The following is a 22,806-nucleotide window of genomic DNA, read 5'->3' as shown; positions in this document are numbered from 1 at the left end:
CAAGAGATAAAATACGCCTTCCTCACCGTAATTCTCTTTACTGTATTCAACAGTGCCTTTTTATTGTGGTCTGGAATCGTCATATTATAAGTCTCTGACTCGCCGCGTTGATGCTCATCACCAGACCTCAACGCTAACCCTTACGGCATAAAGGACTCAACAGCAGTGATAACTTCCTTCTGGAAGGTGTATTCGCGTGAGTAAAAATTGTCTCAATACTGTTCCCCCCCTGTTTATTATTGCGATGTCACCGTATTTGGGATTAAAAGTGACTGCCCGTTGACACTCTGTTTCACGGGTATCTGACAAGCAAGCCATTCAAAAAATGTAATACACCGTTAAAAAAAGTTAAGCGTTACTCTTGTCTTTACCGGTAAAATACGGACCGCACGCGTGGTATGTACAATACATAAACAAAATGGACAAAAGGCAATAGTGCTAGCGTGAGAATATTAAAATTTTATTGGGATTTTTCCTAACATTCTGCGAGATAATAATCAGGATTTTTCCTGCCATCAGAGTTATCTAATTGACTTCCTGGTCATTGTTGCAAATGAAAATACCGCTTGTTAGAATGCCAATCAATATCTGCGGAATCCTTTGACAAAAACCACTGATGGTGTTTTTGCATTTTATCTCTTATAACTTGACCATATTTCTCCAGCGGAAGAAGTAAGTGTCTGACTTTATAAATTGAGACGCCACACAGATCGGCAAGCTCCCTGGTCGACAGGCCTTGAGTACTGTGATCTTTTAATAGATTGAGAATAAAAAATTGTTCCGGCCCCCTGATCATCGCCAGGTCACTTATTCCCATTTCCGCCGCTAACATCTGCAGATTGTCATGAGATACGTTGTAGCCTGGATGTGCTGCACCCGGGTTATATGAACACAGCGAGAGTTTCATTGCAGACTCCTGGATTTTGAAGGTGTTAGCAGTATGTGTTCTCCTGTGTCAACCAGCAACATTAGCTTAAGATGAATGCAAATTCAGAATTTTTATCTAACATTTATGCTGTTTTATTAAAATAAAACTGCATGTTAGAAAAAAGCAAGGTTTAGGGTGGAGATGAGCATGAGGTTCGACATTGAGGGATTTATCACTTTTGACACGGAGGATGCGTCTCTCGTTAACCTGTTGACTGGGGATTGCGTTGAATTATCCCAAACCTCTACGCGCCTGCTGGCAGAATTGCTCAATCACCACGGCGATATCCTTTCGAGAAATGAAATCTTTCAGGCCGTTTTTGATAAATATGGTGCCAGAGCGTCAAATAGTAATCTAAATCAATATATCTCAACATTACGCAGAAACCTGAGCGATCTGGGTGTCGCAAAAGAAATCATTGTCACGGTTCCCCGTATTGGTTTCAAAATAGCGGAAGATGCCATTATCAATAACGATCGTGAGTATCGAACCCCCTTCCTCGAAGAAAAGGAGCCGGAGACACAACCCGTTGAACCGCAAAAAACCTGTCTTAAGCGGTTTACCCGTATTATCGCCCTGGCGATCGCCTTTCTCCTTCTCATAATAAATCCCGAGTCATTCAGAGCCGACACCGATATACAAAAAGTCATTAAGGGCCAGTGCGTCATTTTTATGCCTCCCTCACTCTCGTTGCAAGAAGTGACAAAAAGTTTTGATTTTGTCCCGCAACCGTTCGATTGTTCACAGCAAAAGGAGTTGTACATTTACAGGCAGCAGGTAAAAGGTGCCCTGGGCGATACTGTGCAATTGCTCCTGATCAAATGTGATAAAGACAGTTGCATGAGTTTTTATTACAGAGAAAAAAATAATGCCTAAACAAGCCATCTTGCTTTTGAGCTGTGTCGGTCTCTTATTGATCGGCACCGTTTACTGTTTAACCCGGTCTCCGGTTTTCTCTTGCGAGTCACAGTTTTCTGTCATTCAGAGTATCAACGGCGACAGCATTCGGGCCGAAGGGTTAATTTTTGCACACATGACGGACGAACAACTTCTTATCAATATTGATGGTCTTCTCACACATAACGAAAAAAAGTATTTAATATCGCGGACGCTCAAAATGAAATATGAAACGTACAATGCCAATGCGCATCTGTATAAGATAATGAGTGTTAAAACTATACATGATAATACTGACAATGTTGATGATGAGATTGCTAATAATTTGTTATTTGGCAAAGGCCCGAACGATAAAATAATTTTTCTAAAAAAACTCAATAAAAATGTCATACTATTTGGTAACCACGCCTTCCCGCAATATGGTTGCAAACGAGATTAATCTGCGTGGTTTTCTTTCACGAAGCACAGCGAAAGTTAAGTTTCTCATTATATGAATATAAAATTAATAGAATCACTGGCTTGCATCTCAAAAATAATAGACATGATTAACCCCAGGCTTAACCTGCATCATGTCAGAACGGCATTTATCGCCTGGCACCTGGCCCGGGAATCCCGGTTCACGCCTGCACAGTGCAGGAAAACCCTGCTGGCGGCCCTGCTTCATGATATTGGAGGGTTGAACGAAGAGTCACGCCTTCAGCCCCTGAGCTATTACGACAATGAACTCAATAACCACGCGGCAGTCGGCGCTGAATTACTGGCCAGCGTCCCTTTGCTGACCCCGTTAAGTCCCATTGTTCGCTATCACCACACCCGTTGGGATGACGGGAAAGGCGACCACGTTAACGGTGAAAAAGTGCCCAAGGAGAGTCATGTCGTTTATCTGGCGGATCGTCTGGATGTTTTAATCGCCCATTACCGCGCCAGCGATATAATATCGGCAAAAGATGAGATTATTAATATCATTGTGGGCGGCGAACACATCCTGTATAACCCCGAATTTATTAACGCATTCAGAAAAATAGCAATCTGCGAACACTTCTGGTTAAAAATTAAATCCACAGAATTCGATGATTACATCGAGGACATTCCCCGCATCCATAACGACGCCATCTCTTTGCATAACTTTCGCGATATCGCCACCATGCTGGCGTTTATTATTGATGGGTTCAGCCAGAACGGCGTCCAGCACTCCCTGGTCGTCGGCCGTATATCTGGTTTCCTGGCAAGAGAAATGGGGATTCCCCCAGTCCAGTGCCTGAAAATTGAAATAGGTGGCTTGTTGCACAACCTGACGTCTCTGGCGCTGTGTGCCGCACCGGCACATACCGGGGAAGAAAATGCGGTCTGGGATGAACTCGATCCTATTGAAGCCATTCGGGATATTGCCCGCTGGTGTCAAATCCAAAAGACGGTGATGGCAAAAGCCGCGCATCCTCCGGAGGTGAGGATTCTGAAAGCCAGTATCTGGCTGGCGTCGTTGTTACAGGGCGTCACGCTGTCGTCAGAATTTAAAGCGCGCGTTGGGGAAACCGCAGAAATCGCCCCCGAACTGGCGGGCATTGTGCAGCAAAATAGTGGGGCTTTGTTGCAGATCTTTCAGGAGTCCGTCAAAGAGCGACGCGCCCTGGTTCAGAGAATAAATCAACTCAGCCTGCCCTGAACCGCGAGACATCGTTCTCGCGGTTTCCCTTTCTCAGGTAGACAAACCGCCATCCAGCACCAGTGTCTGACCGGTGAGATAGCTACTCCCTTCCCCGGCCAGAAACGCGACCGCGCGGGCGACATCCTGCGTGCGCCCGAGACGGCGCAGCGGAATATTCTGCCGCATCGCTTTCAATCGGGCTTCCGGAATGGCCTGAACCATTTCGCCTTCAATCAATCCCGGCGCCAGACAGTTAACCCGAATGCCAAAGCGCCCCACTTCACGCGCCAGCGAATGCGTCAGGCCAATCATCGCCGCCTTGCTGGCTGCATAGGCCGTCTGCCCGCTGTTGCCTTTAATGGCCGTCACAGACGACATAAACACGATTGATCCACTGCCCTGGGTCATCATGGCGGGCAGCAGGATACGATTCCAGTTGACCACCGCGACCAGATTATTTCCCAGCACCTCCTGCCAGTCGCTCGCTTTCTGGTGGATGTGCAGCGCATCATTCGTCATGCCAGCGTTATGGATGATGGCGGCGGGCGCGCCATACGCTTCAAGCAGCGACGTGGCTAACTGCGCAACGCTGGCTTCGTCGCCGCCGTCGCAGCGACATCCTTTCACCCAGGTCGATGTACTCTGGCTTTTCGCGATGTCCAGCGTGCGGGCGATACCCGCCTCGTTACGGCCGGTAAAGACAATGTTCCATTCGGGCAACAGGTGGCTCACCAGCGCCTGACCGATTCCCCGACTACCGCCAGTGATGAGCATCCATTTCTTTGCCATATCAACCTGCCATTTCCTGCGCAATGCGCTGGCTGAGTTCGCGAAGCGTCATGGTTGGATTTTTCATAAACATTTCGGGATTAAGCGTGACGTTAAATTCACGCTTCGCCAGCACCATCAGCTCAACGTAGTCGAGACTGTCCAGTTCCAGTTCCGGCAGCGTCGTCTCGGGCGTCAGCGCCTCCGGCGACAGGTCTTTTGCGTCGCAGATCATTTCACTGATTTTGTCGTAGATCATTTCATGCTGGCTCATTCGATTTTCCTTTTGTCAGCGCGCCGACTTTAAGCGTCACGGCATTGCTAATGTAGTGATGTTGATAACAGGTTCGCGCGGCGATTCGCACCACCACCGCGCCACTCGCAAGGTCGCCAACCACCAGGGCGGGCAACGTGTCGATCTCAAGGTTTTCCGGCAGCGACTCTGCTTGCCAGGGGGCCAGCAGATGGCTGTCGAAAATGACTTCCTGATGGGTCTGTACGACGGGAAAGTGAGAAAACAGCGCATCCATCGTCTGACACGTCGGCAGAATGGCGGCAATGGCCTGCTGGCGTAACAGCGCGGGATCCTGAAGAAGATGACGAAACAGCAAGGCATCGAGAAAATGCCACTGCTGAGCGTCGGGAAGCAGCGGCATGAATGTCTGATGCAGCGCGGCCAGCGCCGAGGTATCCAGCACCCGCTGGCTTTCGCCATCGACTAACGGCAGGTGGTTCTCTGGTGTGAGCTGGCAGGAAAGGCAGGCCTCTTCGGCAGAAAACTCGCGCACCGATGCCGCAACACGTTTATTCACATCACGCGTCAGGCGATAGGCGGTATCCCGCCACAGCGGTCGGCGTAAACGTACAGTACATTTCAGATACGGGGCGTCGTCGGCCGGTGGGCTGATAAACCGCTTTACGTCCAGCAAGGCGCGCATACCATGCACGCTAAGCCCACTTCCCCCTCGCGCTCTCACCCACGCCTCGTCAAAATGCACCGGATTGTAGTCACCCGAAAACGCGGCCCAGCGCCGGGCATCCTGTTGACCATAATGAAGTGGCATCATTCGTGCTTCTCCAGAATCAACGCCGCATTCGCGCCACCAAAACCGAAGCTCAGGTTCAGCGTGCGGCGGATATTGCCTGCACGATGACCCTCAACCACATAATCGAGATCGCAGCATTCATCCGCCTGCTGGAAATTGGCCGTCGCAGGGATGATGCCATTGGCAATAGTCTGCAGGCAGACAATGCTCTCGAAAGTGCCCGCTGCGGAAATTAAGTGTCCGGAATACGATTTCGTGCTGGAAACCGGAATGGACCATACGGCATCACCCAGCGCCATTTTTAGCGACTGGGTTTCATTGACATCGTTCAGCGGCGTCGAGGTGCCGTGGGCGTTGATGTAGTCGAGTTGATCCGGCTTCAGCTCCGCCTGTTGCAGCGCATGGGTGATGGTTTGTACGCGAGCAAGACAGTCTTCCGCTGGCGAGGTGAAATCCCAGGCGTCAGAGAAGTTGGCGTAGCCCGTAATCTCGCCGAGAATCGTCGCGCCACGCGCCAGCGCCCCTTCGCGCTCTTCCAGACACAGCACCGCTGCCCCTTCCGACAGCACAAAGCCGCTACGATGCGCGCTGAACGGGCAGCTGGCGCGCCGGGGATCCGACGCTTCCTTGCTCAGTGCGCCCAGCACGTCGATGTTCCACACTGCGCAATGGCTGGTGAGAGACTCCCCGGCACCGGCCAGCATCATCTTCGCCCTGCCGCTGCGGATCACCTCGTAAGCATCGCCAATGGCGATCGTCCCCGTCGCGCAGGCGGCAATGACCGTGTTCTGATAACCATTGAGCCCCCAGAACTGACTACAGGCAGCGGTAGTGACGCTGGGCATCGAGTAAAAACAGTTAAACGGTGAAGCAACGCCCGTGGTCGCAAATTCACTTTGCGCATCGTAGCTTTCGTCCAGCCCTGCCCAGCCGGTTCCCATGATCACGCCGCAGTCGAGCGTGCTGTAATACTCCTGCGGCGGCCTGACGCCAAAAGCCATCGTCATCGCCTGACGCGCCGCGCCGACGGTCAGCCGGGCAAAGCGCGGTAGCCGACGCCGAATAACCGCAGGAATACCCGCCAGGCTCGGTTCGTTATCCACCAGCCCGAGAAAATGGGTTTTGATATTCAGCGCCGTTTTATCGACATAGCGATAGCCCAGACGGTTATCCATCATCGCCTGCCAGCTCTCATCCGCCGTCGCGCCAAGTGGGGTCACGGCGCCATACCCGGTAACGACGACCCGCTTAAATTCATTATTCAGCTTCATGTTTCATTATCCTGTATTGCGTTTCGCCACCCCCTTGCGCCAGCCAGAGCTGCAGCGTGGCGTAGAGGTAGTCGTATTGGGTTTGTGCGAGGGCGTTCTCTAACGTCAACAGATCGTCCTGCGCGTTCAACAACGTCTGAAAATCCACGGCGCCCGCGCGGTAGCGGCTTTCCGTCAGGGTTAAACGCCGCTGGCTGAGGGCCAGCGACTGGTGAAGTCGCGCGCGTTGTTCATCGGCGCTCAGGCGGTTCTCCATCGCCTCATCCACTTCGGCGAGCGCCGCATAGGCCGTCGAGCGAAAGGTTATTGCCGCCTGTTTTACCGCGAGATCCGCCTGCTTCACGGTGAGCTGTTGGGTATTCCACTGGATAAACGGCAGCGTCAGCGCGCCGCCAATCGAGCGGATCGGGTCGCTGAACCATTGACTGAAGACTTGGCTGCCCGCATTCAGCGAGGCATCAAGAGAAAGTGCGGGATAAAACTGCAGTCGCGAGGCGTCGTAACCCGCAAGCGCCGCACGCAGGCGTGACTCCGCCGCCTGAATGTCAGGCCGCTGCGCGATGACCCGCAGCGGTGTTTTTTGCACGATCGGCACCTGCTGCCTGGCATCCAGCGCGGGCGCTTCATCGGTATGCTGTTCCGCCGGTCTGTTGAGCAACAGCGCCAGCGCATTGCGCGTGTTCTGACGCTGCTGAACCAGCGTTCGCAACTGATTCTCTCGTTCCAGCAGGGCCTGCTGCGACTGCAACACATCGAGCTGACCGACCTTCCCGGCGTTAAACCATGACAGCTCCTGCTGCACGGTCTGTTGCGAGATAGCCAGACCGTCACGCTGATTGCGAATCTGCTGGTTATACAGCGCGATAAGCCAGTAAAGCTGGGCGGTGGTACCCATCGTGGTGAGCACCGTCGCATGGTAATCCTGCTCGCTCGCCACCGCTTCCCATTCGCTTTGTTCACGGGTTCGCGCCAGTTTTCCCCACAGGTCCAGTTCCCAGGAGATGGTCATGCCGCTGCTGTAGCTTTCCTGTGACGATGCCCCGCGGCGCACGTTTTTGCTGTTGCTGGCGGAACCGCTGACCGACACGTCGGGGGTCATATTGGTGTCGGTTAACCCCGCAGCAACGCGCGCCTGCTGCACGGTGATGGCCGCCGCAGCCAGGTCGTTATTGCTCTCCAGCACCTGTTCAATCACCCGCGATAGCCGGGGATCGCCAAAACGCTGCCAGCCGTATTCCGACACCATGTCGGTAGCGGGTTGCCACTGGGTGGGCAATGACAGCAGCGGACGCTGGTAGTCGCTGCGGGTCAGCGAACTACAACCTGCCAGCAACAAAAATGCGGGTAACAAAAGGAGTCTTTTCATTCGCGAGCCAGCGCCTCGGTTGGATTGAGGCGAGCCGCTCTGCGCGCCGGAAAATAGCCAAACGTCAGACCAATCAGGGCGGAAAACCCACAGGCCATCAACACCGGGAACACGGTGAACACCATCGAGAACGCATCGGTCGCAAAAGCGAAAAGATGCCCTGCCACCCACGATCCAAAAACCCCCAGCAGGCCGCCGAGGGCGCAGATCATCACCGCCTCAATCAGAAACTGGTTCATGATGTCCGAAGGGCGCGCGCCAACCGATAAGCGGATACCAATTTCATGGGTCCGCTCAGTCACCGACACCAGCATGATGTTCATCACCCCGACGCCCCCCACCAGCAAGGAGATCGCCGCAATGGCGGTGATCAACAGCGACAGAGAGTCAGAGGTTTTTTGCAGTGCGTTCGCCAGTTGATCGTCGGTCTGGATAAAGAAATCTTTCTGGCCATGTTCCCGCAGCAGATGACGCTCCGCTCGTTGTGCCGCCTCATGCGGCTCCAGCGGCGGTTGAAAACGCAGAATCAACGATTCCAGTGGTTTTTCGCCGGTGAGCCGCTGCTGTAATGACGTATGCGGAACCCAGGCGGTCATAAATCCCCCCACCACCTTCGGGCCGGGTCGTGTCGCCACGCCGATTACCCGCCACGGCGCGCCGCCAATCTGGACTATCTCATCAAGCGGGTTTTCACCACCGGGAAACAGCGTATCGCGCCCGGTTTCATCAAGGATCAACACCGGTTCGCCTTCCGCGACGTCGCGCGCGGTGAAGCCATTTCCCTGCACAAAACGCAGTCCTTGCAGAGCGAAAAAATCCTGAGAAACGCCGGAGAGCATCATGGAGGAGTCAAGTCCCTTGCGTACCGCGAGCGTTGTGCTGCTGACCACCGGCGAGACGCCCATGATCCACGGCAGCGCCTGTAAGCTGCGCACATCATCCATCGACAGCGCGCGCTCCATATCCGGGCGCTTACTGCCCCACCCCGTTCCGGGATGGATCTCCAGCGTGGTGCTTCCCAGCTTGCCTATTTCACTCATGATCGCCTGTCGTGCGCCTTCGCCTACCGCCATCGATGACACCACCGACGCGATGCCGATGATGATCCCCAGCATGGACAGAAACGCGCGCATCCGGTGCCCGAGCAGCGAACGCCAGGCCATGCGGACCGACTCACGAAGGCGGCGTCCCAGCGAGGCGCGTCCGTTATCCTGCTCCGGCAGCGCAATCGGGGGGCGGGCGGCGACGTGCTGAACATCGCTAATCATCCGCCCGTCGCTGATCTCAATAATTCGCTGCGCCTGTCGGGCGACGTCGCGATCGTGGGTGACGATGATAACCGTGTGTCCCGCCGCATGTAACTGATGCAGCACGTCCATCAGCGCCTTGCCGCTGACGCTGTCGAGCGCGCCGGTGGGTTCATCCGCCAGAATGATATGCGCACCGTTGATCAGCGCCCGGCAGATACTCACGCGCTGCTGTTGCCCACCCGAAAGTTGGGCGGGACGATGCTGGAGCCGGTTTTCCAGGCCGAGCTGGCACGCAAGCCGCTGGGTGCGCGCGTTGCGTTCGGTTTCTGACATCGCGGTGTACAGCGCGGGAATGGCGATGTTCTCTTCCGCCGTCAGATACGGCATCAGGTGATAGCGCTGAAAAATAAACCCCAGATAGCGGCTGCGCAGATCGGCCAGATGCAAACTGTCGGCATCATGCACCGGCGTTCCATTGATCAACACCTCGCCGGAAGAAGGCTTGTCCAGACAGCCAATGATGTTCATCAACGTCGACTTCCCCGAACCAGAGGCGCCCACAATCGCCACCATCTCACCGCCGTGGATGGTCAGTGAAATATCGCTCAGCACGGCGAGCGTTTCGCTCCCCGCGCTGAATGTCCGGCAGACCTGGCGTAAGACGATAATCGGTTCCATCCGCTACCCTCGCACCGTGTCCTGCGCCAGCACCACGCGATCGCCGGCCTGCAATCCCTCCAGCACTTCGGCGTACTGCCGATCGTTGATCCCGATGCGGATCGTGCGGGTGCGCGTTTCCCCCTCTTCCACGGTGGTGATGGTGTATCGCTCGGTGTCCAGCGCCTGCCCGAGCGCGGCGACCGGCACGCGCAAGACGTTCTTTGCTTCGGCGATTTGAATAAATACCTGTGCCGTCATCGACGTTTTGAGCTCGCGCTCAGCGTTAGGCACTTCAAAGGTGCCGGTGTAGTACACCGCCATCGCCTGTTGATTGCCGCCCATTCCGCCCTCGCCGGGCGCTTCCAGCGCTTCCTGCGGCGCTGGCTGCACGAAGCCCATCGTACTGGTGTAGCGTTTATCCGGATTGGCGATGACGTAGAAACGCAGCGGCTGACCGGGACGGATTTTTTGCACGTCAGCTTCAGAGATGCGCGTTTGCACCTGCATGGTATCGAGATCCGCCAGTACCAGAATGGTCGGTGCCGTTTGTGAGGAGACGATGGTCTGCCCTTCCCGGGTGACGATACCCAGCACTTCGCCGTCGATAGGCGCCACAATGCGGGTATAGCTGAGGTTGGCCTGCGCCGTTTTTACCGCCATCTCCGCCTGCACAATCTGCGCGTCGCTCACGTCAATTTGCTGCACCTGCGCATCGTATTGCGCCCTGGCCTGCTCATATTCACTGCGTACGCCGGAACCGTCGCGCAGCATCATGCTCTGGCGGTTCAGCTCCTGGCGATAACGTAACAGCGTCGCCTGCGCCGACAGCTTTTGCGCTTTGGCGCTGGCCAACTGTGCGCGCGTGTTGTTCAGATCTGACTCCTGCAAAGTGGGGTCAATTTCCGCCAGCAGTTGCCCTTTTTGTACCTTCTCGCCCTGGCGCACGTACAGTTTGCGCAGTTGTCCATTGACCTGCGCGCCGACGTTAACCTGTACCGCCGGTTTCAGAACCCCCGTCACCAGCACCACCTTTTCGATATCGCCAGTGCCAATGGTCTCCAGCGGTAAATTCTCTTGCGGCGAGGTCGAGGCCATCGTCATCCACGTTCCACCGATCGCGACGGCCAGCGCCAGACCACAGACGATCGGCAACCAACGGGATTTCAGCGTCATACGTTGACCTCCAGCGGGCTGAGTTTGCCTTCAGTGAGTTGATAAACCCGCTGGAACCGCGACAGAATCGCGTCGCTGTGAGTGACCACAATCAGTGACTTACCAGCTTTCTGGCAATGCGCGTGAATCGTCTCCATCACAATGGCTGCCGTGTCGTCGTCAAGATTGGCGGTCGGTTCGTCGAGCAACAAAATCGGACGTGAACTGTACAGCGCACGCGCCAGCAATAACCGCTGACGTTGACCGAGCGAAAGCGCCGCATGGCTTTCACGGATCAGGGCGTCGATACCGCCTGGTAATCCACGCACCACCTCGCCCAGCGCGAGGGACTCCAGCAGTGCCTCAATCCGCCCACGGTCGCGTTCACGATAATGCGCATCGAACAGGGTAATGTTTTCGCGAACCGAGGCATTAAACAGAATGTCCTCCTGACTTTGCAGGCAGACAAACTGCGCCAGTTGTTGCGCCGGGAGCGTCGTCCCGGCGGCATAACAACCTCCCGCCTGAGGAGAAAACAGTCCGGCAATCAGCCGCAGTAAGGTGCTCTTGCCTGCGCCGGACTCACCGACAATGGCAATCTGCTCGCCCGCGCGCAGCGACAGCGAAACCGACGACAGCACCGGTCTTGCGGGATCGTAGCCGTAGCACAGCGACTCAAACGTCAGGTCCGGCACCGTATCGGCGGGAGGTTGTGCCGCCAGCGGTGCGGGTGCATCTTCGTCTCGCGGCGCAAACAGCGCATGGGCGCGGGTGTCTATCACATTCAACTGAGATTTCTGAATGATGCTGTAGAAAATCCGCGTAACGTAGGAGGTGAATATTTGCCGCAGGAAGCTATAGGCAAAAAAATCGCCCAGTGAGATCATTTTGCTGTTCACCATCGGCAGGACCACCAGCATGAACACCACCATCTCCAGACTCCCGGTGAGCTGATACAACCCTTCCTTCACCTGCTGATAGACCTTCTGGCGTTGCAGACACGAAAATAGATCGCGGCTGAAGTTGGCAAACTGCCCCTGTCGCTGACCTTCCAGTCCGGCGGTTTTGACGGTCAAAATGCCCTGAATGGTCTCCATGAAAAAATCGTTCAGGGTGGCGCTTTTCAACTGCAGTTGCTGGGTGAACCAGCGGTCGCGGATCACCGCCCAGATGCTGATGATCCCCATCACCGTGACGCCGACGGCGGAGATCGCCGCCAGCACGGGCGCAATCCAGAACATGACCGCCAGTGCGATCGCGCAGATCACCCAGTCGGAGCGCAGGCCGTTATCCAGTTCAATTTTTTGCAGCAGGCCAATCTGCCAGGCCGTGAAGCGGCTGAAGATCTCCCCCGGCGCCCGTTTTTCGAAAAAGCGCAGCGGGTTGCGGAGCAGGCGGGAAAATCCCACGCCGCTGTGGATCAGCACAAAGCGTTTGATAAAGCGTTCGCTAACCACCCGCACTCCAAGCGCCATCAGTGAAGAGACGACAAACGCCAGGATAAACCAGCCGTAGGGGAAGCTGCTGCTCTCCACGCTGGAGAAGGCCTGGTTGATGGCGTTGCTCACCATCGTTGGCATCAGAAACAGCGTTAGCGAGACGAGGAAGGTTAACAGCATCAGCCGATAGATCCCCGGCACCGCCGCGGTCTCCTGCATACTCATCGCCCGCGGCGCGCTCTGCGCGGTTGTCGGCAACGGTAAATCCGGGTCGGCGACAGCCGCCTGCTCAGGTTCGACAATCAGGGCATAGCCGCTGATCTCCTGCTTAAGCGCGGCAAACGGCAGCCACTGCTCGCCAATCGCCGGGTTCATCACGCAGACATGGTTGCCTTTGCGCCAGGCCAGCAGGACATAGTGGCTCGCGCCGTAGTGCAAAATGGCCGGCAGCGGCAGACTGCTCAGCTCATCGTGCTCAAACAGCACCGGCGTCGTCGCAATGCCCAGTCGCGCCAGGATGCTCATCAGCGTATCCAGCGAAGTACCATGATCGGAAGCCGGAAACAGCTCGCGCAATGTTGCCAGCGAAACGGGCTGCCCCTGCGTCTGTGCCAGCATCGCCACGCACGCCAGGCCGCATTCGTTGGTCTCTTCCTGAAAGATCTGATTCGGGATCGTGGTTGTCATTTTTATCATTAATGATTAATAAAGAAGAGAGAATGGCTGTGCCAAAGGAGCCACTCCTGCGGATATTCACGCAGAGTGGATTCAATAATGTCAGGCAGCGCGTGGGTGACGTTCTGACTGCTCACCGGCGGATGAATGTGGATGTGCAGGCCGTTGTCGTAACTGAGGTGATAAAACACCACCTGCGCCGCAATCACCCCGGAAAGGCGAACCACGCCATTGTGTAACTTCGCGCTGCGACCAAATAAACGACACGGCAATTTCGCTGCCAGCGCCCCTTCGGCCTGTAAGGTGTAGTCCGGCGAAATATCGGGAAAAATAATCATGTTCTGCTGCCCGGTGGCGACCTCGGTGATGAGCCCCATCAGGCTGCCAGCCAGCGTTTTGTTCTGCTGATGGATGGAGCAGTAAGTAAGGTCGATACCGCCAAGCGCGCGGGTCTGCGCGTTATAGAGTTCAGCGCTGGAAGAGACCACCACGCTGGCTTTGCCTGGCGTAACGCAGGCGCCGACCATCGCCGCCAGTACGTCCGACACCGTATGTAACGGTGCCAGAATGTAAGGTATGTTCTGCTGATGCAGTGGCGCGACAACGGCATCGAGTTCAGCCGCGCAGGCGCGGACTTGCTGTAACAGCACCGGGTTTTGTCCCCAGGTCGCGGCTTCTTCCAGCAGGCGGCGACGCACGGCGACCCAGGCCGCGTCCACCCGGCCGGTTTGCCCGATCAGGCAGCGAGTGTTTTCGTTTGCCACGGCATTGCGTAGACGGAATGAACGCCCCAGCAACCGTAGCGCACAGAGTCCTTTCGCCACGGTCAGCAACACAGGCAGCGGCAGGTAACGCACCATTTTTCGCAGCAGAAGCAGCCTTCCCTGAGAAAAATCACGTTTCGCGTCATACAGCCATCCCGCGCTGTTTTTAAAACTAAACACGCTCCAGATAATAAAAAATCTGACCACGGGGGTTATTTATCCTCTTTCAGCAATTGCAGCATGCGCTGCGCAAATTGAGGAAATTCGCTGTCCTGAGCCACCACATAGCGTTTATTGATAATAAACATCGGCGTCGCGTTAATGTCATAGTGTGCGGTAATGGCCGCCATTGTGCTGAGACGATTTTTTACCGCGTCACTCTGGCGCAAGGTGTTAAATTTAGCCGTATCAATATTGTTTTTTTCCAGCCAGGCATTCAGCGCCTTCTCATCAGCGAGATCGACATTGCGCGTAATTACGGCGTTATAGGCGCTATCACGAACGTTCTTTTCAATCCCCATCTCTTCCAGGGTGGCAAAAATCGGCGCATAAGCGGCAAGACCACTATTTTCACTGGTAATATGAATCGAGGTAAACGAACTGCCCGGCGGCAGCGTGCGGGTAAATTCCGCCAGATTCTCTTCGTTTGCCGCACAATAATGGCAACCGTAAGACATCACTTCGATAATACTGTGTGCGTCTTTGATCGGACTATTCGCAATTTGCGCCGCGCTGACTTCACGAAAAGCCTGCGTTTGTGAATCATCCGTGGCAAAGGTATTAAAGACAAAAATGTGATAGCAAAGCACCGTTATCAGCGAAGAGATAACTACCAGAAACAGTGAATAGCTAATAATGGTGATACGTTTAAATGGAGTCGCCATAGTCTTCTCGCAGCGGAAAAAATAAACCTGGAGGCGCGGGTACCTCCAGGCTATAGCCTATTAGTAGCGGTTTGGAATCCCACCACACTTGCTGGCATTTGCATCCTTCATTGAAGTGGTAGTACCGTGCTTATCCTTGCAGGTTGTCAGTTCCTTACAGGAGGTCACACCACCAATGGTGACGTTCTGATACGTTGTTTCGCAGGTTTTACAGGTTCCGCCCACAACGTTTGCCACTTCGATCGCAGTTAATTTTTTCATCTCTGTTTTCCTTACTTAGGGTTTAAATTAGTGCAATCACTTGCACCGATAGTTCGGCGTATATCACTGCCGAAAAGACTTATCACGGGGTCACGGCATAATTCCCTTGAACACCGTAAATAACGCAATGTTGTTTCTGATATTCAGTCGTTTCATTAAGTGCCGCTTGATATAGCTCAGGCGTCGGACATCGATATTCACTTCGCAGGAAATCTGCGACAACGATTTTCCTTTGAATATCTCTTCCATCAGCCACCATTCATTGCCGGAAATCGTATAATTCACGTCCCGGTGGTGCAGTCTTCTGCGCGTGTAATTCACCAATGAATAGCTAAAGCAGCATCCCTGGCGTCGTTGATCTAATAAATCCTGAAAAAAAGGGGTGGTATTGGCGAGATTCTCGCTTTTCAATAACCAGTGGGCGTTTGGCAAGAGCGCATAAAGCGTGAAAAACAGCGGCATGTTGTGCTCGCTTAATAAAATGATCAGATTCTTATTTTCACGCTGATAGAAATTATTCATAAGTTGCAGCGCACGAATCCGTTCACGCGGCAGGCTGTCCAGATCGCACAGGATCCACAGGCAGCAGTCATCATTAACGCGAGTCTGTAACTGCTTAATAAGCTGCGTATAGTCATCCGTTAAGGAGTATAAAACGTCCGTCTGCTCCGCGAGCAAACTGGCAATCACCGTTTTTATTCCTTGCGAAAAATAGAGATCTTTATTGTAAAGAAAACACTGATACTCCATGCCTCAATTCCCTGTTGATGACGTTACTGATAGTTCAATGTGTAATTCGCCGTGGCGGTAAAGGGTCCTGTGGTCAGGGTGCCGTTTGCTAAGGCCGCCGGCTCGGCTTCCACAAACGCCTGGAAGTTAAGCCGCAAAACGGTGTCGCTGATCGCAGTCGGTCGGGTCGCCACATTCAGGCTCACCGGCGTGTCATCCTCCTCCAGCAGGCCGATCCCGACACCGCCCGCATTCCCCGGTGACGTCGCGCTGATCGCCAGGCGGTCCGCCAGGTTGCCGTTGGGAATACCGCTGAACGTCACCGTCACAGTGTTAAAGACGTTTGGCGAGCAATCCTCTAATTTGATCGTGAACGGAATGGGTACTGTTTTTCCGTTGATATACAATGACTTTGTCGATATTTTCCCGAAATCGACCGGCACCCGCTCTGACTCGGGCGCAATGCTGCACGGGTAGGCCATCACCACGCCGGTGAAACTGAGATCGCCGCCAAGCAACTCCCCCAGCGCCCATACCGGAGCCGGAGCGAACGTCGTCAATAAACAGGCAAAGATCATTGTTATGCGATGCATATTCCCTCCTACTGGAATTCAGCCACAACCGTTGCAGATGCATGGAACTCGCCTTCCGGAATGACTGAGGTGACGTATTTCGCCACCGGTGCGGCAGTCAGGTTCCAGTCGCCTTCGTTATTGGCAAACCCCGGCACGTTATAGAAGGTGTTGGGTGCCACCGGATTACCCTGACGGTCACGCAGCGCAATACCCAACTCGGAACGGTCCGTTGTCCCCTGCGTACTCAGGTATTTGCCGTCATCAAACGCCGGATTAGCCTGCTGGATCCCCAACTTGATATTCAGTGCGCCCTGGGCAAAACTGCCGCCCTCGCACTTCACATGAATCGGCACGTTCTGGCTGTAATTGGTGCCGTTCAGCCGGTTACCGTTCCCCGGAATGTTGCCGAAGTCGACAACGATCGGCGTCCCCTGATTGACGATGCATTTATCCGGTACGGTGATAACCCCGGAGGCGATGGTAATGCGCGACAGCGGGGTTTGCCCCATGGCGCCTGGCCCCAGGCGACCAAAGAGTTTTGCGATTTCAGAGCCTTGCAGGTTCACCCCGTTGATAATCGGTTTGGTGATCATAAAGGTCACTTTCCCCCTCGCACCGGAAGCGAATTGATCTTGCAAAATGGTGCTGGGAACGTTGCAGAAGTTCTGATTAACCTCGTTTGAGACGTTATCAAATGGCACGGTTAAAAACTGTCGCAGATTACCACCGATATAGATTTCAATTTTAACGTCCATATAGTCATTAAGCTTGAGGTATCCCGGCGTCATGCCGGACTGCGTTAACGTCGCTTGCGCCATGAAATAGACCGGCTGATTACTCATCGACTGTGAGCAGTAAGCGCGCCCACTGAACATCCCGGCGAGGTCAAATTCATCGGTCACGATCGCGCCAGCCTGGTTGTTGGTAATGTCATGATTATTAATATTAATCAGATAGTCGTAGGTCCCATTCACCGGTTCGATTTCACCGTCCACCACGGACCACGCTACGCCCGGCAAACTGAGCGTACTGAGCGCCAGTAAGACCGGCAATTTGCGGCGGAACAGACCTGACAGTTTCATTACAAGTACTCCATCTTCAGGCGAACCAGGCTGCTAAAGTCGCCCGCGCTTACATGCAAACCGGTGGATTCCAGCGCCGCCATAAAATTCAGTTCACTGTCACCGGCGTTAACTAACCAGGGAGCATGGGTCTGACCGACATCCAGCGCATTCCCGTCCTTATCAAGCAGGCGCACGCCCGCGCCCTGGGTCGTACCGCTGGTGCGTAATAGCTGCCCGTTATTAAGGTCGGACTCGCCGACAAACGTCAGTTGCACCGCCTGCTCTCCGGTGCTGTAAGCACGCCAGTCATTCCCGGTGGTTCTGGAAGCCAGACTCCCTCGCGACTGCGATGCCCCTTTCAGGCAATCCTTCAAATGCAATTTGAAACGTACCGGCTCGCTGCGATCGCCCGCCTGGCGAAAATTCTGCGCGCTGATCTCGCCCATCTCGACGTCCTGAATGCGCCCTTGTGTCATCAGTACGCAGGGGGAAGCAAATACAGAGCCGTGAAACCGGACAATGCCGCTATCTTCGCTGACATGTTCCTGAGCGTTATGTTGTGGCTGCGCCAGTACATCCGCCCCGCACTGAAACGCCACGCCCATCGCGAGGAGGGCCACAGTAGATAAAGGATGTTGCATTGTCAGGTTCCTCCTGGTTAGCCCTGCTGCGCGGGTGGGAGCGCTTTGCAGGTGTTGCCATCACAACGAAACTTCAGCTCCGGGTGTCCGCCATAATCGTTCACGTACATCATGGAAAACTGGCTGACATTCCCGTCCGTCACCGCAAACTGCTGGCTCGATTTGGGCGCGATCATGATCCCTGGAAATTGGGTGATCTTCTGTCCGGCCCCTTTGGACAGCCCAAGGATCGTGACGTAGTAAGGCGTTGGGTTCTGTACCGTCATCTGGCTGCCGTTTTTATGGAACACCACCTGGTCCTGCCAGACCTCACTCCGGGTCTTCGGGATCACCGCCGCCGGGCGGTAAAACAGCTTGATGCGCGACTGCATGGCCAGTTGCAGCGTGTTCGGCTTATCGGGCTTCGGCGGGATCTCTCTGACGTTGAGGTAAAACAGACTCTCTCTGTCCTGCGGCAGTTTTTCGATCCCGGCGGTTTTGGTGACGCGTGCGATGCCTTTCTGGCCTCCGTTGATCCGCTGTAGCGGAGGTAACACAATCAGCGGCGACGTGATCTTGTTGCCTTTTTCATCCTCAACCCACGACTGGGCCAGGAAGGGAATATCCGGGCTGGTGTTGGACAGATTGGCACTCGACGAGGCCTCTTTCTCCGTAATAATGACGCGGGTCCGATCCAGAGAGACTCCTGCCTGCGCGTAGCCGCCAATCATGCTCAGCACCCACGCTGCCATCAGATATCCGTTATGTCTTTTCTTGCTCATTTTTGGCCTTTTATTACAGTGAGATAACTCGTTGCGTTGGGATTAACGACACGGCAGCAGCCCATTCGCTCGCCCGTCGTTTGCAGCTGGCGGGATCGTGATTTGACATTGCTGTTTGCCGCCCCACATCACGTTCAGCGTTTCGTTAGCATTGACCCCGGCAAGCCAGGCTTGCCCGTCTTCCAGCACCATCGCAACGCTCACCCCATCGGTGTTGTAAACTTCCGCGCCGAATGGCGGTACGCTGCCATCCGCGAGGCGCAACGTTCCCATCATCTTCATCCCCTTCGCCATGCCGAAGGCCTGATAGCCAATCGCGCCTTCCGTCAGGGTCGTTGTACTGATGGCTTTTGCCGGTTCGACATCGCTGTCCATCGCATCTACGTCCACGCGGGTGTCAAAACTGTTGTAGCTCACCACATCCGGCACCACGGCAATGCCGTAGCGGTTAGTCCTCGACTTCTTGCCGTTGAGCGGAACGCCGCCAATGCCGTTGGTATCCACCATGACGCGTGCCGTATTGATCGTTGCGCCGCTGTTATGCATCGCCGCGCCGTGACGGGTTGCCGTGAAGCCGCCGCGCAAGGTGGTGCTCAGCGCCATGTACTGGTTCTGCTGATAGCTGGCGTTGGTATTAATTTCCGCCAGTTGCGAACGATGCTGGTAATAACCGTCAACGCTGGCGTTACCGCTCTGGCTGGCGCCGGCACGAATACGCCACAAATTGTTGTAATCACTGTTGTCGGTGTAAGACGCCATCGGACTGGTTTTGCCGTTGTTAGTCTGGATATCCAGTCCCGCCCATTTGTTGTCGCCAATCGGCACCGACAGCGAGAAGGAGATCGAGTCGTCTTTGCGCCCTTTGTAATCGGTACGGTAAGCGGAAAGGTTGGCGGAGATGCCGTTGATCTCGCCAATCCGGAAAGAGCGTCCCACAGACATGCCGTAGCGATCCTGGCTGCGCTTATCCCAGTAGTTCTGGTGCGTCCAGGTAAGAAAGACGGTCGTCGCCTTCCCCGCTTCGCCAGCCCAGAACGTTTTATTCCCGGTGATGGTATAGAGCTCTTTTTCGCGTCCCAGATGGTCGTATCCCTGGTAACGTTCATCGAGGTATTGCGACATGGAGCGGAAGTCTTCCTGCGAGAAACGGTAACCCGCGAAGGTAATGGAGCTGTTGTATTCGTCGAAAGTTTTGGCGTAACTCAGCTTGTAAGAAGTTCCTTTCAGCCGTTTGCCGTCAGACTCGCGACTCCATGATTCGGTGGCATCAACGGAGATGGCGCCAAATGCGTAGAGATCGCGCCCGATCCCCAACGAAGCTGCGGTGTATTCTTCACCGGAAGACTGTAAGCCGCCGTACAGCGACCAGGCGTTGCTGACCCCCCAGGAGAAATCGCCGGAGAGGAACGTCGGGCCCTGCATTTTATGGTTGTAGCGGGACGGCGTACCGCCTGAGATGTTGTAACGAACGTAGCCCGGACGCGTGAGATACGGAATGTTGGCGGTGTTCACCTGGAAGGTAGACACCGAGCCGTCCTGCTCTTCAACGCGCACATCAAGCGTACCGCGCACCGAACTGCGTAAATCCTGAATGTTGAACGGTCCGGCGGGCACGGTGGTTTCATAGATGACGCGCCCGCTCTGGCTGACGGTCACTTTGGCGTTAGTGCGGGCGATACCGTGAATTTCAGGGGCATAGCCCTGTAACGCCGGTGGCAGCATCCGCTCATCACTGGCAAGGTTGATCCCGGTAAAACGCACGGTATCGAAAACCTGCGAATTCAGGTAGATCTCACCCAGCGTCAGTTTCGCCGCGATCATCGGCAAGGGGCGGTAGGCGTAGATCTGGTTCCAGTCGAAATCGAATTGATGGTTCTGGCTGTAGTAGCTGGTCTGATACTCACCGCGCAGACGCCATCCGCCGATGTTCGCCCCCGCCTGGCCATAGCCTGAGATCGCACTGTAGTTTTCCTGGTCGTTGAACTGGCGGGTGAGTTGCCCGTTGAGGCTGTAGTCGAACAAGAGGCCCGCGATCCCTTCATCCCAGCGTTCAGGCGGCGTCCAGTTCGGATCGTTATACTTCATCCACGCCTGCGGTACGGTAATTTCAAGCACGCCGGCATAGTTGCTTAACTTCGCCCCCGGCAGACTTTGCAGTGAGTAGCAATTCTCATAGAGTTGAGTGACCTGCGCGCGGGCCTCATCCTTTAGCGCCAGCTTATCCAGCAGGTCGCCGCTGATGCACGGCAACGTACGCTTGCCTTCGGGAGCATCAATGTAACGAATTTTCTCCTGGCCGACCGGCTGACCGTTAATACGGATATCCAGCAAATAATCGCCAGGGGTGACATAGTTGTCGGTCGCAAAACGCGACAAATCAATCTGGGTACGCTCTGCAGCATCCAGGACATCGGTATTAAACTCAACGCTCTCCTCGGCACTGGCCGTCGCCGCGTAGCAACTATTCATCACCAGAAGAGCAATCATCGTTATAGGGGTTTTTAATTTTACCGACATGATTTTCGTCCCGAATAAATCCGTTAAATACGTTCTGCGTCCCGCGACGTTATTCTTATGCTGTTAGTGGTAATCCATAAAAAACTGCGCAACGGCAGTAAACTCGCCCGCTCTTATATATTTTTGAACCGGTACCAGCGATGCGGAAAATTTTAAAACGTTATCAGTCTCGCTCAGTTCATATCCCGGTGAGGGCTGACCCAGCGTTAATATTTCACCCTGATTGTCACGTAGACGAATGCCAAAACCATCGGCTTCACCACTGACTAATAGCGTGGTGGGATCGGATGCCGCCGCATTACCTATAAAGGTGACCGAGGCATAAGGATAAAGTGAACCATCGTTGCCCCGTTTCACCACGGAACAACCGGTCAGGCGGACCAGTACTGGCCGCGTAATATTGCCTTCATCATTGCGATTAATCAGGCTGGCAGAAACATCGCCAAACTCAACTTCAATATCCCGACTGTTCGGATCAAGACTGCATGCCGCCTCAATCAACTCACCGCTCATCGCTAATTTACCTGGCGTGACGGTGGATGCTAAAACCGAAGCCGACCCGACCAGAGCGCAAAAAGAGAATGCGATGAGGAGCGTATTGTTAATTTTCACTCTGTCCCTCCCTGGTACAATCATCGACGATGAAGAAAGTGCGGGAACGCGTCCCGCACGCTAAACGTCAGGCTAATTACTGGTATGCAATTTCGAAGTTAACCGTGGACTGGAAAGAACCCGCAGCCACAGTTGCGCTTGCGCTTTCTGCTTTCAAATAAGCGACAAACGGAATGGTGTTAGTACCGTTAACCAGTTGAACAGGCGTGGTTGCCGTACCCCACACGACATCCTGGCTGGCGCTGTCACGCAGACCGATACCCGCGCCAGAGGCGGTGCCAGAGGTGAATGCCGCCAGAGAACCATCAGCCAGGTTTAAGCTGGTCGGGGTGTAAGTGACTTCTGCAGTTTGCGCCACAGTGATGTCACAGTGCTGCAGTTCGATATTCTGGTGTACGTTCCCGGCGCGTGCACCGTTAGCCAGCGCAGAAACAGGAATCTGACCAAAATCAACGGTCACCGGGCTTGAACCAGGTGCCAGACCACAGGCGGTATTCACCAGTTCACCCTGGAATTCAATCACACCGTTCGTCGTGTCAGCTAACACAGACATAGAACCCAGAGCAGCGGTGAAAGCAACAGCCATAGCAACTTTATTCATTTTCATAACAATATCCTGTTTGTACCAATATCCTGAGAAATAAAGAGTCATCACGTCGCAATCACTATTTCGTTCTGCTGTAATCAACTCTTGGTTTTGTTCTGGAATTGTTTCAGTGATAATTAAATATGCAATAATATTAATTATCACCACTCCTTTGAACTGATGAAAATGCTACCAAATACAAATTTACGCACAAAGCACTACATTTGCTGTGGAATACATACGCATTGTTAACTCGCAAGGAGAGGAAAGGTGGTTTTATATCTCGCAAATCAGTGCGATTAATCTTAAATACAT

Annotated in this window: 23 protein-coding genes; 3 read left to right on the top strand and 20 right to left on the bottom strand. The window is 54.3% G+C overall.

Going from position 1 to position 22,806, the window contains the following annotated elements; all coding sequences use genetic code 11:
- Nucleotides 1–541 precede the first annotated feature (541 nt).
- On the bottom strand, nucleotides 542–907 hold the full coding sequence (locus F384_RS23135) for a FaeA/PapI family transcriptional regulator (protein WP_046494112.1): 366 nt from the start codon (nucleotides 905–907) through the stop codon (nucleotides 542–544).
- A 168-nt stretch (nucleotides 908–1,075) separates the two neighbouring features.
- Between F384_RS23135 and F384_RS23130 the strand changes: the two genes are divergently transcribed.
- The 3 genes from F384_RS23130 (at nucleotide 1,076) to F384_RS23120 (ending at nucleotide 3,488) form a co-directional block, all read left to right on the top strand.
- Nucleotides 1,076–1,804 (top strand): winged helix-turn-helix domain-containing protein, encoded by a 729-nt coding sequence (locus F384_RS23130; protein WP_046494110.1) that lies wholly within the window; start codon nucleotides 1,076–1,078, stop codon nucleotides 1,802–1,804.
- A complete protein-coding gene (locus F384_RS23125) occupies nucleotides 1,797–2,264 on the top strand; it encodes a FidL-like protein (protein ID WP_046494108.1) in 468 nt (155 codons plus the stop codon). Before F384_RS23130 ends, F384_RS23125 begins: the two co-directional genes overlap by 8 nt.
- 102 nt (nucleotides 2,265–2,366) lie before the next feature.
- The gene (locus tag F384_RS23120) at nucleotides 2,367–3,488 is read left to right on the top strand and encodes an HD-GYP domain-containing protein (RefSeq protein ID WP_226991614.1); all 1,122 of its coding nucleotides are present in this window, start codon (nucleotides 2,367–2,369) and stop codon (nucleotides 3,486–3,488) included.
- Between the two features lie 33 nt (nucleotides 3,489–3,521).
- Here F384_RS23120 and F384_RS23115 read toward each other — a convergent pair whose 3' ends face one another.
- The 19 genes from F384_RS23115 to F384_RS23025 all read right to left on the bottom strand — a co-directional run bounded on the left by F384_RS23115 (nucleotide 3,522) and on the right by F384_RS23025 (nucleotide 22,512).
- A complete protein-coding gene (locus F384_RS23115; protein WP_046494105.1) occupies nucleotides 3,522–4,259 on the bottom strand; it encodes an SDR family NAD(P)-dependent oxidoreductase in 738 nt (245 codons plus the stop codon).
- 1 nt (nucleotide 4,260) lies between these two features.
- Nucleotides 4,261–4,512: an acyl carrier protein gene (locus F384_RS23110; RefSeq protein ID WP_046494103.1), complete on the bottom strand. Its 252-nt coding sequence runs from the start codon at nucleotides 4,510–4,512 to the stop codon at nucleotides 4,261–4,263.
- Complete coding sequence (locus F384_RS23105) at nucleotides 4,499–5,305, bottom strand: MaoC/PaaZ C-terminal domain-containing protein (protein WP_046494101.1); 807 nt, start codon at nucleotides 5,303–5,305, stop codon at nucleotides 4,499–4,501. The genes F384_RS23110 and F384_RS23105 overlap by 14 nt, the downstream gene beginning before the upstream one ends.
- Nucleotides 5,302–6,555, bottom strand: a complete 1,254-nt coding sequence (locus F384_RS23100; protein ID WP_046494099.1) for a beta-ketoacyl-[acyl-carrier-protein] synthase family protein — start codon at nucleotides 6,553–6,555, stop codon at nucleotides 5,302–5,304. The genes F384_RS23105 and F384_RS23100 overlap by 4 nt, the downstream gene beginning before the upstream one ends.
- Nucleotides 6,542–7,921 (bottom strand): TolC family protein, encoded by a 1,380-nt coding sequence (locus tag F384_RS23095; protein ID WP_046494098.1) that lies wholly within the window; start codon nucleotides 7,919–7,921, stop codon nucleotides 6,542–6,544. Before F384_RS23095 ends, F384_RS23100 begins: the two co-directional genes overlap by 14 nt.
- Entirely contained in the window at nucleotides 7,918–9,849 is a 1,932-nt protein-coding gene (locus F384_RS23090) for an ABC transporter permease (RefSeq protein WP_046494095.1), read from the bottom strand. Before F384_RS23090 ends, F384_RS23095 begins: the two co-directional genes overlap by 4 nt.
- A 3-nt stretch (nucleotides 9,850–9,852) precedes the next feature.
- Nucleotides 9,853–11,004, bottom strand: coding sequence for an efflux RND transporter periplasmic adaptor subunit (locus F384_RS23085; protein WP_046494093.1), 1,152 nt, complete (start codon nucleotides 11,002–11,004; stop codon nucleotides 9,853–9,855).
- Nucleotides 11,001–13,109, bottom strand: a complete 2,109-nt coding sequence (locus tag F384_RS23080) for a peptidase domain-containing ABC transporter (RefSeq protein ID WP_046494091.1) — start codon at nucleotides 13,107–13,109, stop codon at nucleotides 11,001–11,003. Before F384_RS23080 ends, F384_RS23085 begins: the two co-directional genes overlap by 4 nt.
- An 8-nt stretch (nucleotides 13,110–13,117) precedes the next feature.
- Nucleotides 13,118–14,068 (bottom strand): ABC transporter, encoded by a 951-nt coding sequence (locus tag F384_RS23075; RefSeq protein WP_046494089.1) that lies wholly within the window; start codon nucleotides 14,066–14,068, stop codon nucleotides 13,118–13,120.
- Between the two features lie 5 nt (nucleotides 14,069–14,073).
- Nucleotides 14,074–14,745 (bottom strand): DsbA family protein, encoded by a 672-nt coding sequence (locus F384_RS23070; RefSeq protein ID WP_046494087.1) that lies wholly within the window; start codon nucleotides 14,743–14,745, stop codon nucleotides 14,074–14,076.
- A 60-nt stretch (nucleotides 14,746–14,805) separates the two neighbouring features.
- Complete coding sequence (locus F384_RS23065; RefSeq protein WP_046494085.1) at nucleotides 14,806–15,006, bottom strand: DUF4762 family protein; 201 nt, start codon at nucleotides 15,004–15,006, stop codon at nucleotides 14,806–14,808.
- Between the two features lie 90 nt (nucleotides 15,007–15,096).
- Nucleotides 15,097–15,756, bottom strand: a complete 660-nt coding sequence (locus F384_RS23060) for a transcriptional regulator (protein ID WP_046494082.1) — start codon at nucleotides 15,754–15,756, stop codon at nucleotides 15,097–15,099.
- Nucleotides 15,757–15,779: 23 nt separating this feature from the next.
- The gene (locus tag F384_RS23055) at nucleotides 15,780–16,328 is read right to left on the bottom strand and encodes a fimbrial protein (protein WP_046494079.1); all 549 of its coding nucleotides are present in this window, start codon (nucleotides 16,326–16,328) and stop codon (nucleotides 15,780–15,782) included.
- A gap of 8 nt (nucleotides 16,329–16,336) precedes the next feature.
- Nucleotides 16,337–17,392, bottom strand: coding sequence for a fimbrial protein (locus F384_RS23050; protein WP_046494077.1), 1,056 nt, complete (start codon nucleotides 17,390–17,392; stop codon nucleotides 16,337–16,339).
- Entirely contained in the window at nucleotides 17,392–18,015 is a 624-nt protein-coding gene (locus F384_RS23045; protein ID WP_052746980.1) for a fimbrial protein, read from the bottom strand. The genes F384_RS23050 and F384_RS23045 overlap by 1 nt, the downstream gene beginning before the upstream one ends.
- A 17-nt stretch (nucleotides 18,016–18,032) precedes the next feature.
- Complete coding sequence (locus tag F384_RS23040) at nucleotides 18,033–18,776, bottom strand: molecular chaperone (RefSeq protein WP_046494074.1); 744 nt, start codon at nucleotides 18,774–18,776, stop codon at nucleotides 18,033–18,035.
- Between the two features lie 42 nt (nucleotides 18,777–18,818).
- Entirely contained in the window at nucleotides 18,819–21,293 is a 2,475-nt protein-coding gene (locus F384_RS23035; RefSeq protein ID WP_046494072.1) for a fimbria/pilus outer membrane usher protein, read from the bottom strand.
- A 63-nt stretch (nucleotides 21,294–21,356) separates the two neighbouring features.
- On the bottom strand, nucleotides 21,357–21,905 hold the full coding sequence (locus F384_RS23030; protein ID WP_052746979.1) for a fimbrial protein: 549 nt from the start codon (nucleotides 21,903–21,905) through the stop codon (nucleotides 21,357–21,359).
- 76 nt (nucleotides 21,906–21,981) lie between these two features.
- Entirely contained in the window at nucleotides 21,982–22,512 is a 531-nt protein-coding gene (locus F384_RS23025; RefSeq protein ID WP_046494070.1) for a fimbrial protein, read from the bottom strand.
- Nucleotides 22,513–22,806: the final 294 nt, after the last annotated feature.

It is taken from the genome of Citrobacter amalonaticus Y19, assembly GCF_000981805.1.
Taxonomy (GTDB): Bacteria; Pseudomonadota; Gammaproteobacteria; order Enterobacterales; family Enterobacteriaceae; genus Citrobacter_A; species Citrobacter_A amalonaticus_C.
This window is presented reverse-complemented; position numbering and strand designations above follow the sequence as displayed.

Coding starts and splice junctions, on each gene's coding strand:
- F384_RS23135 (WP_046494112.1), bottom strand. CDS start 907: ATGAAACTCTCGCTGTGTTCATATAACCCGGGTGCAGCACATCCAGGC.
- F384_RS23130 (WP_046494110.1), top strand. CDS start 1,076: ATGAGGTTCGACATTGAGGGATTTATCACTTTTGACACGGAGGATGCG.
- F384_RS23125 (WP_046494108.1), top strand. CDS start 1,797: ATGCCTAAACAAGCCATCTTGCTTTTGAGCTGTGTCGGTCTCTTATTG.
- F384_RS23120 (WP_226991614.1), top strand. CDS start 2,367: ATGATTAACCCCAGGCTTAACCTGCATCATGTCAGAACGGCATTTATC.
- F384_RS23115 (WP_046494105.1), bottom strand. CDS start 4,259: ATGGCAAAGAAATGGATGCTCATCACTGGCGGTAGTCGGGGAATCGGT.
- F384_RS23110 (WP_046494103.1), bottom strand. CDS start 4,512: ATGAGCCAGCATGAAATGATCTACGACAAAATCAGTGAAATGATCTGC.
- F384_RS23105 (WP_046494101.1), bottom strand. CDS start 5,305: ATGATGCCACTTCATTATGGTCAACAGGATGCCCGGCGCTGGGCCGCG.
- F384_RS23100 (WP_046494099.1), bottom strand. CDS start 6,555: ATGAAGCTGAATAATGAATTTAAGCGGGTCGTCGTTACCGGGTATGGC.
- F384_RS23095 (WP_046494098.1), bottom strand. CDS start 7,921: ATGAAAAGACTCCTTTTGTTACCCGCATTTTTGTTGCTGGCAGGTTGT.
- F384_RS23090 (WP_046494095.1), bottom strand. CDS start 9,849: ATGGAACCGATTATCGTCTTACGCCAGGTCTGCCGGACATTCAGCGCG.
- F384_RS23085 (WP_046494093.1), bottom strand. CDS start 11,004: ATGACGCTGAAATCCCGTTGGTTGCCGATCGTCTGTGGTCTGGCGCTG.
- F384_RS23080 (WP_046494091.1), bottom strand. CDS start 13,109: ATGACAACCACGATCCCGAATCAGATCTTTCAGGAAGAGACCAACGAA.
- F384_RS23070 (WP_046494087.1), bottom strand. CDS start 14,745: ATGGCGACTCCATTTAAACGTATCACCATTATTAGCTATTCACTGTTT.
- F384_RS23065 (WP_046494085.1), bottom strand. CDS start 15,006: ATGAAAAAATTAACTGCGATCGAAGTGGCAAACGTTGTGGGCGGAACC.
- F384_RS23060 (WP_046494082.1), bottom strand. CDS start 15,756: ATGGAGTATCAGTGTTTTCTTTACAATAAAGATCTCTATTTTTCGCAA.
- F384_RS23055 (WP_046494079.1), bottom strand. CDS start 16,328: ATGCATCGCATAACAATGATCTTTGCCTGTTTATTGACGACGTTCGCT.
- F384_RS23050 (WP_046494077.1), bottom strand. CDS start 17,392: ATGAAACTGTCAGGTCTGTTCCGCCGCAAATTGCCGGTCTTACTGGCG.
- F384_RS23045 (WP_052746980.1), bottom strand. CDS start 18,015: ATGCAACATCCTTTATCTACTGTGGCCCTCCTCGCGATGGGCGTGGCG.
- F384_RS23040 (WP_046494074.1), bottom strand. CDS start 18,776: ATGAGCAAGAAAAGACATAACGGATATCTGATGGCAGCGTGGGTGCTG.
- F384_RS23035 (WP_046494072.1), bottom strand. CDS start 21,293: ATGTCGGTAAAATTAAAAACCCCTATAACGATGATTGCTCTTCTGGTG.
- F384_RS23025 (WP_046494070.1), bottom strand. CDS start 22,512: ATGAAAATGAATAAAGTTGCTATGGCTGTTGCTTTCACCGCTGCTCTG.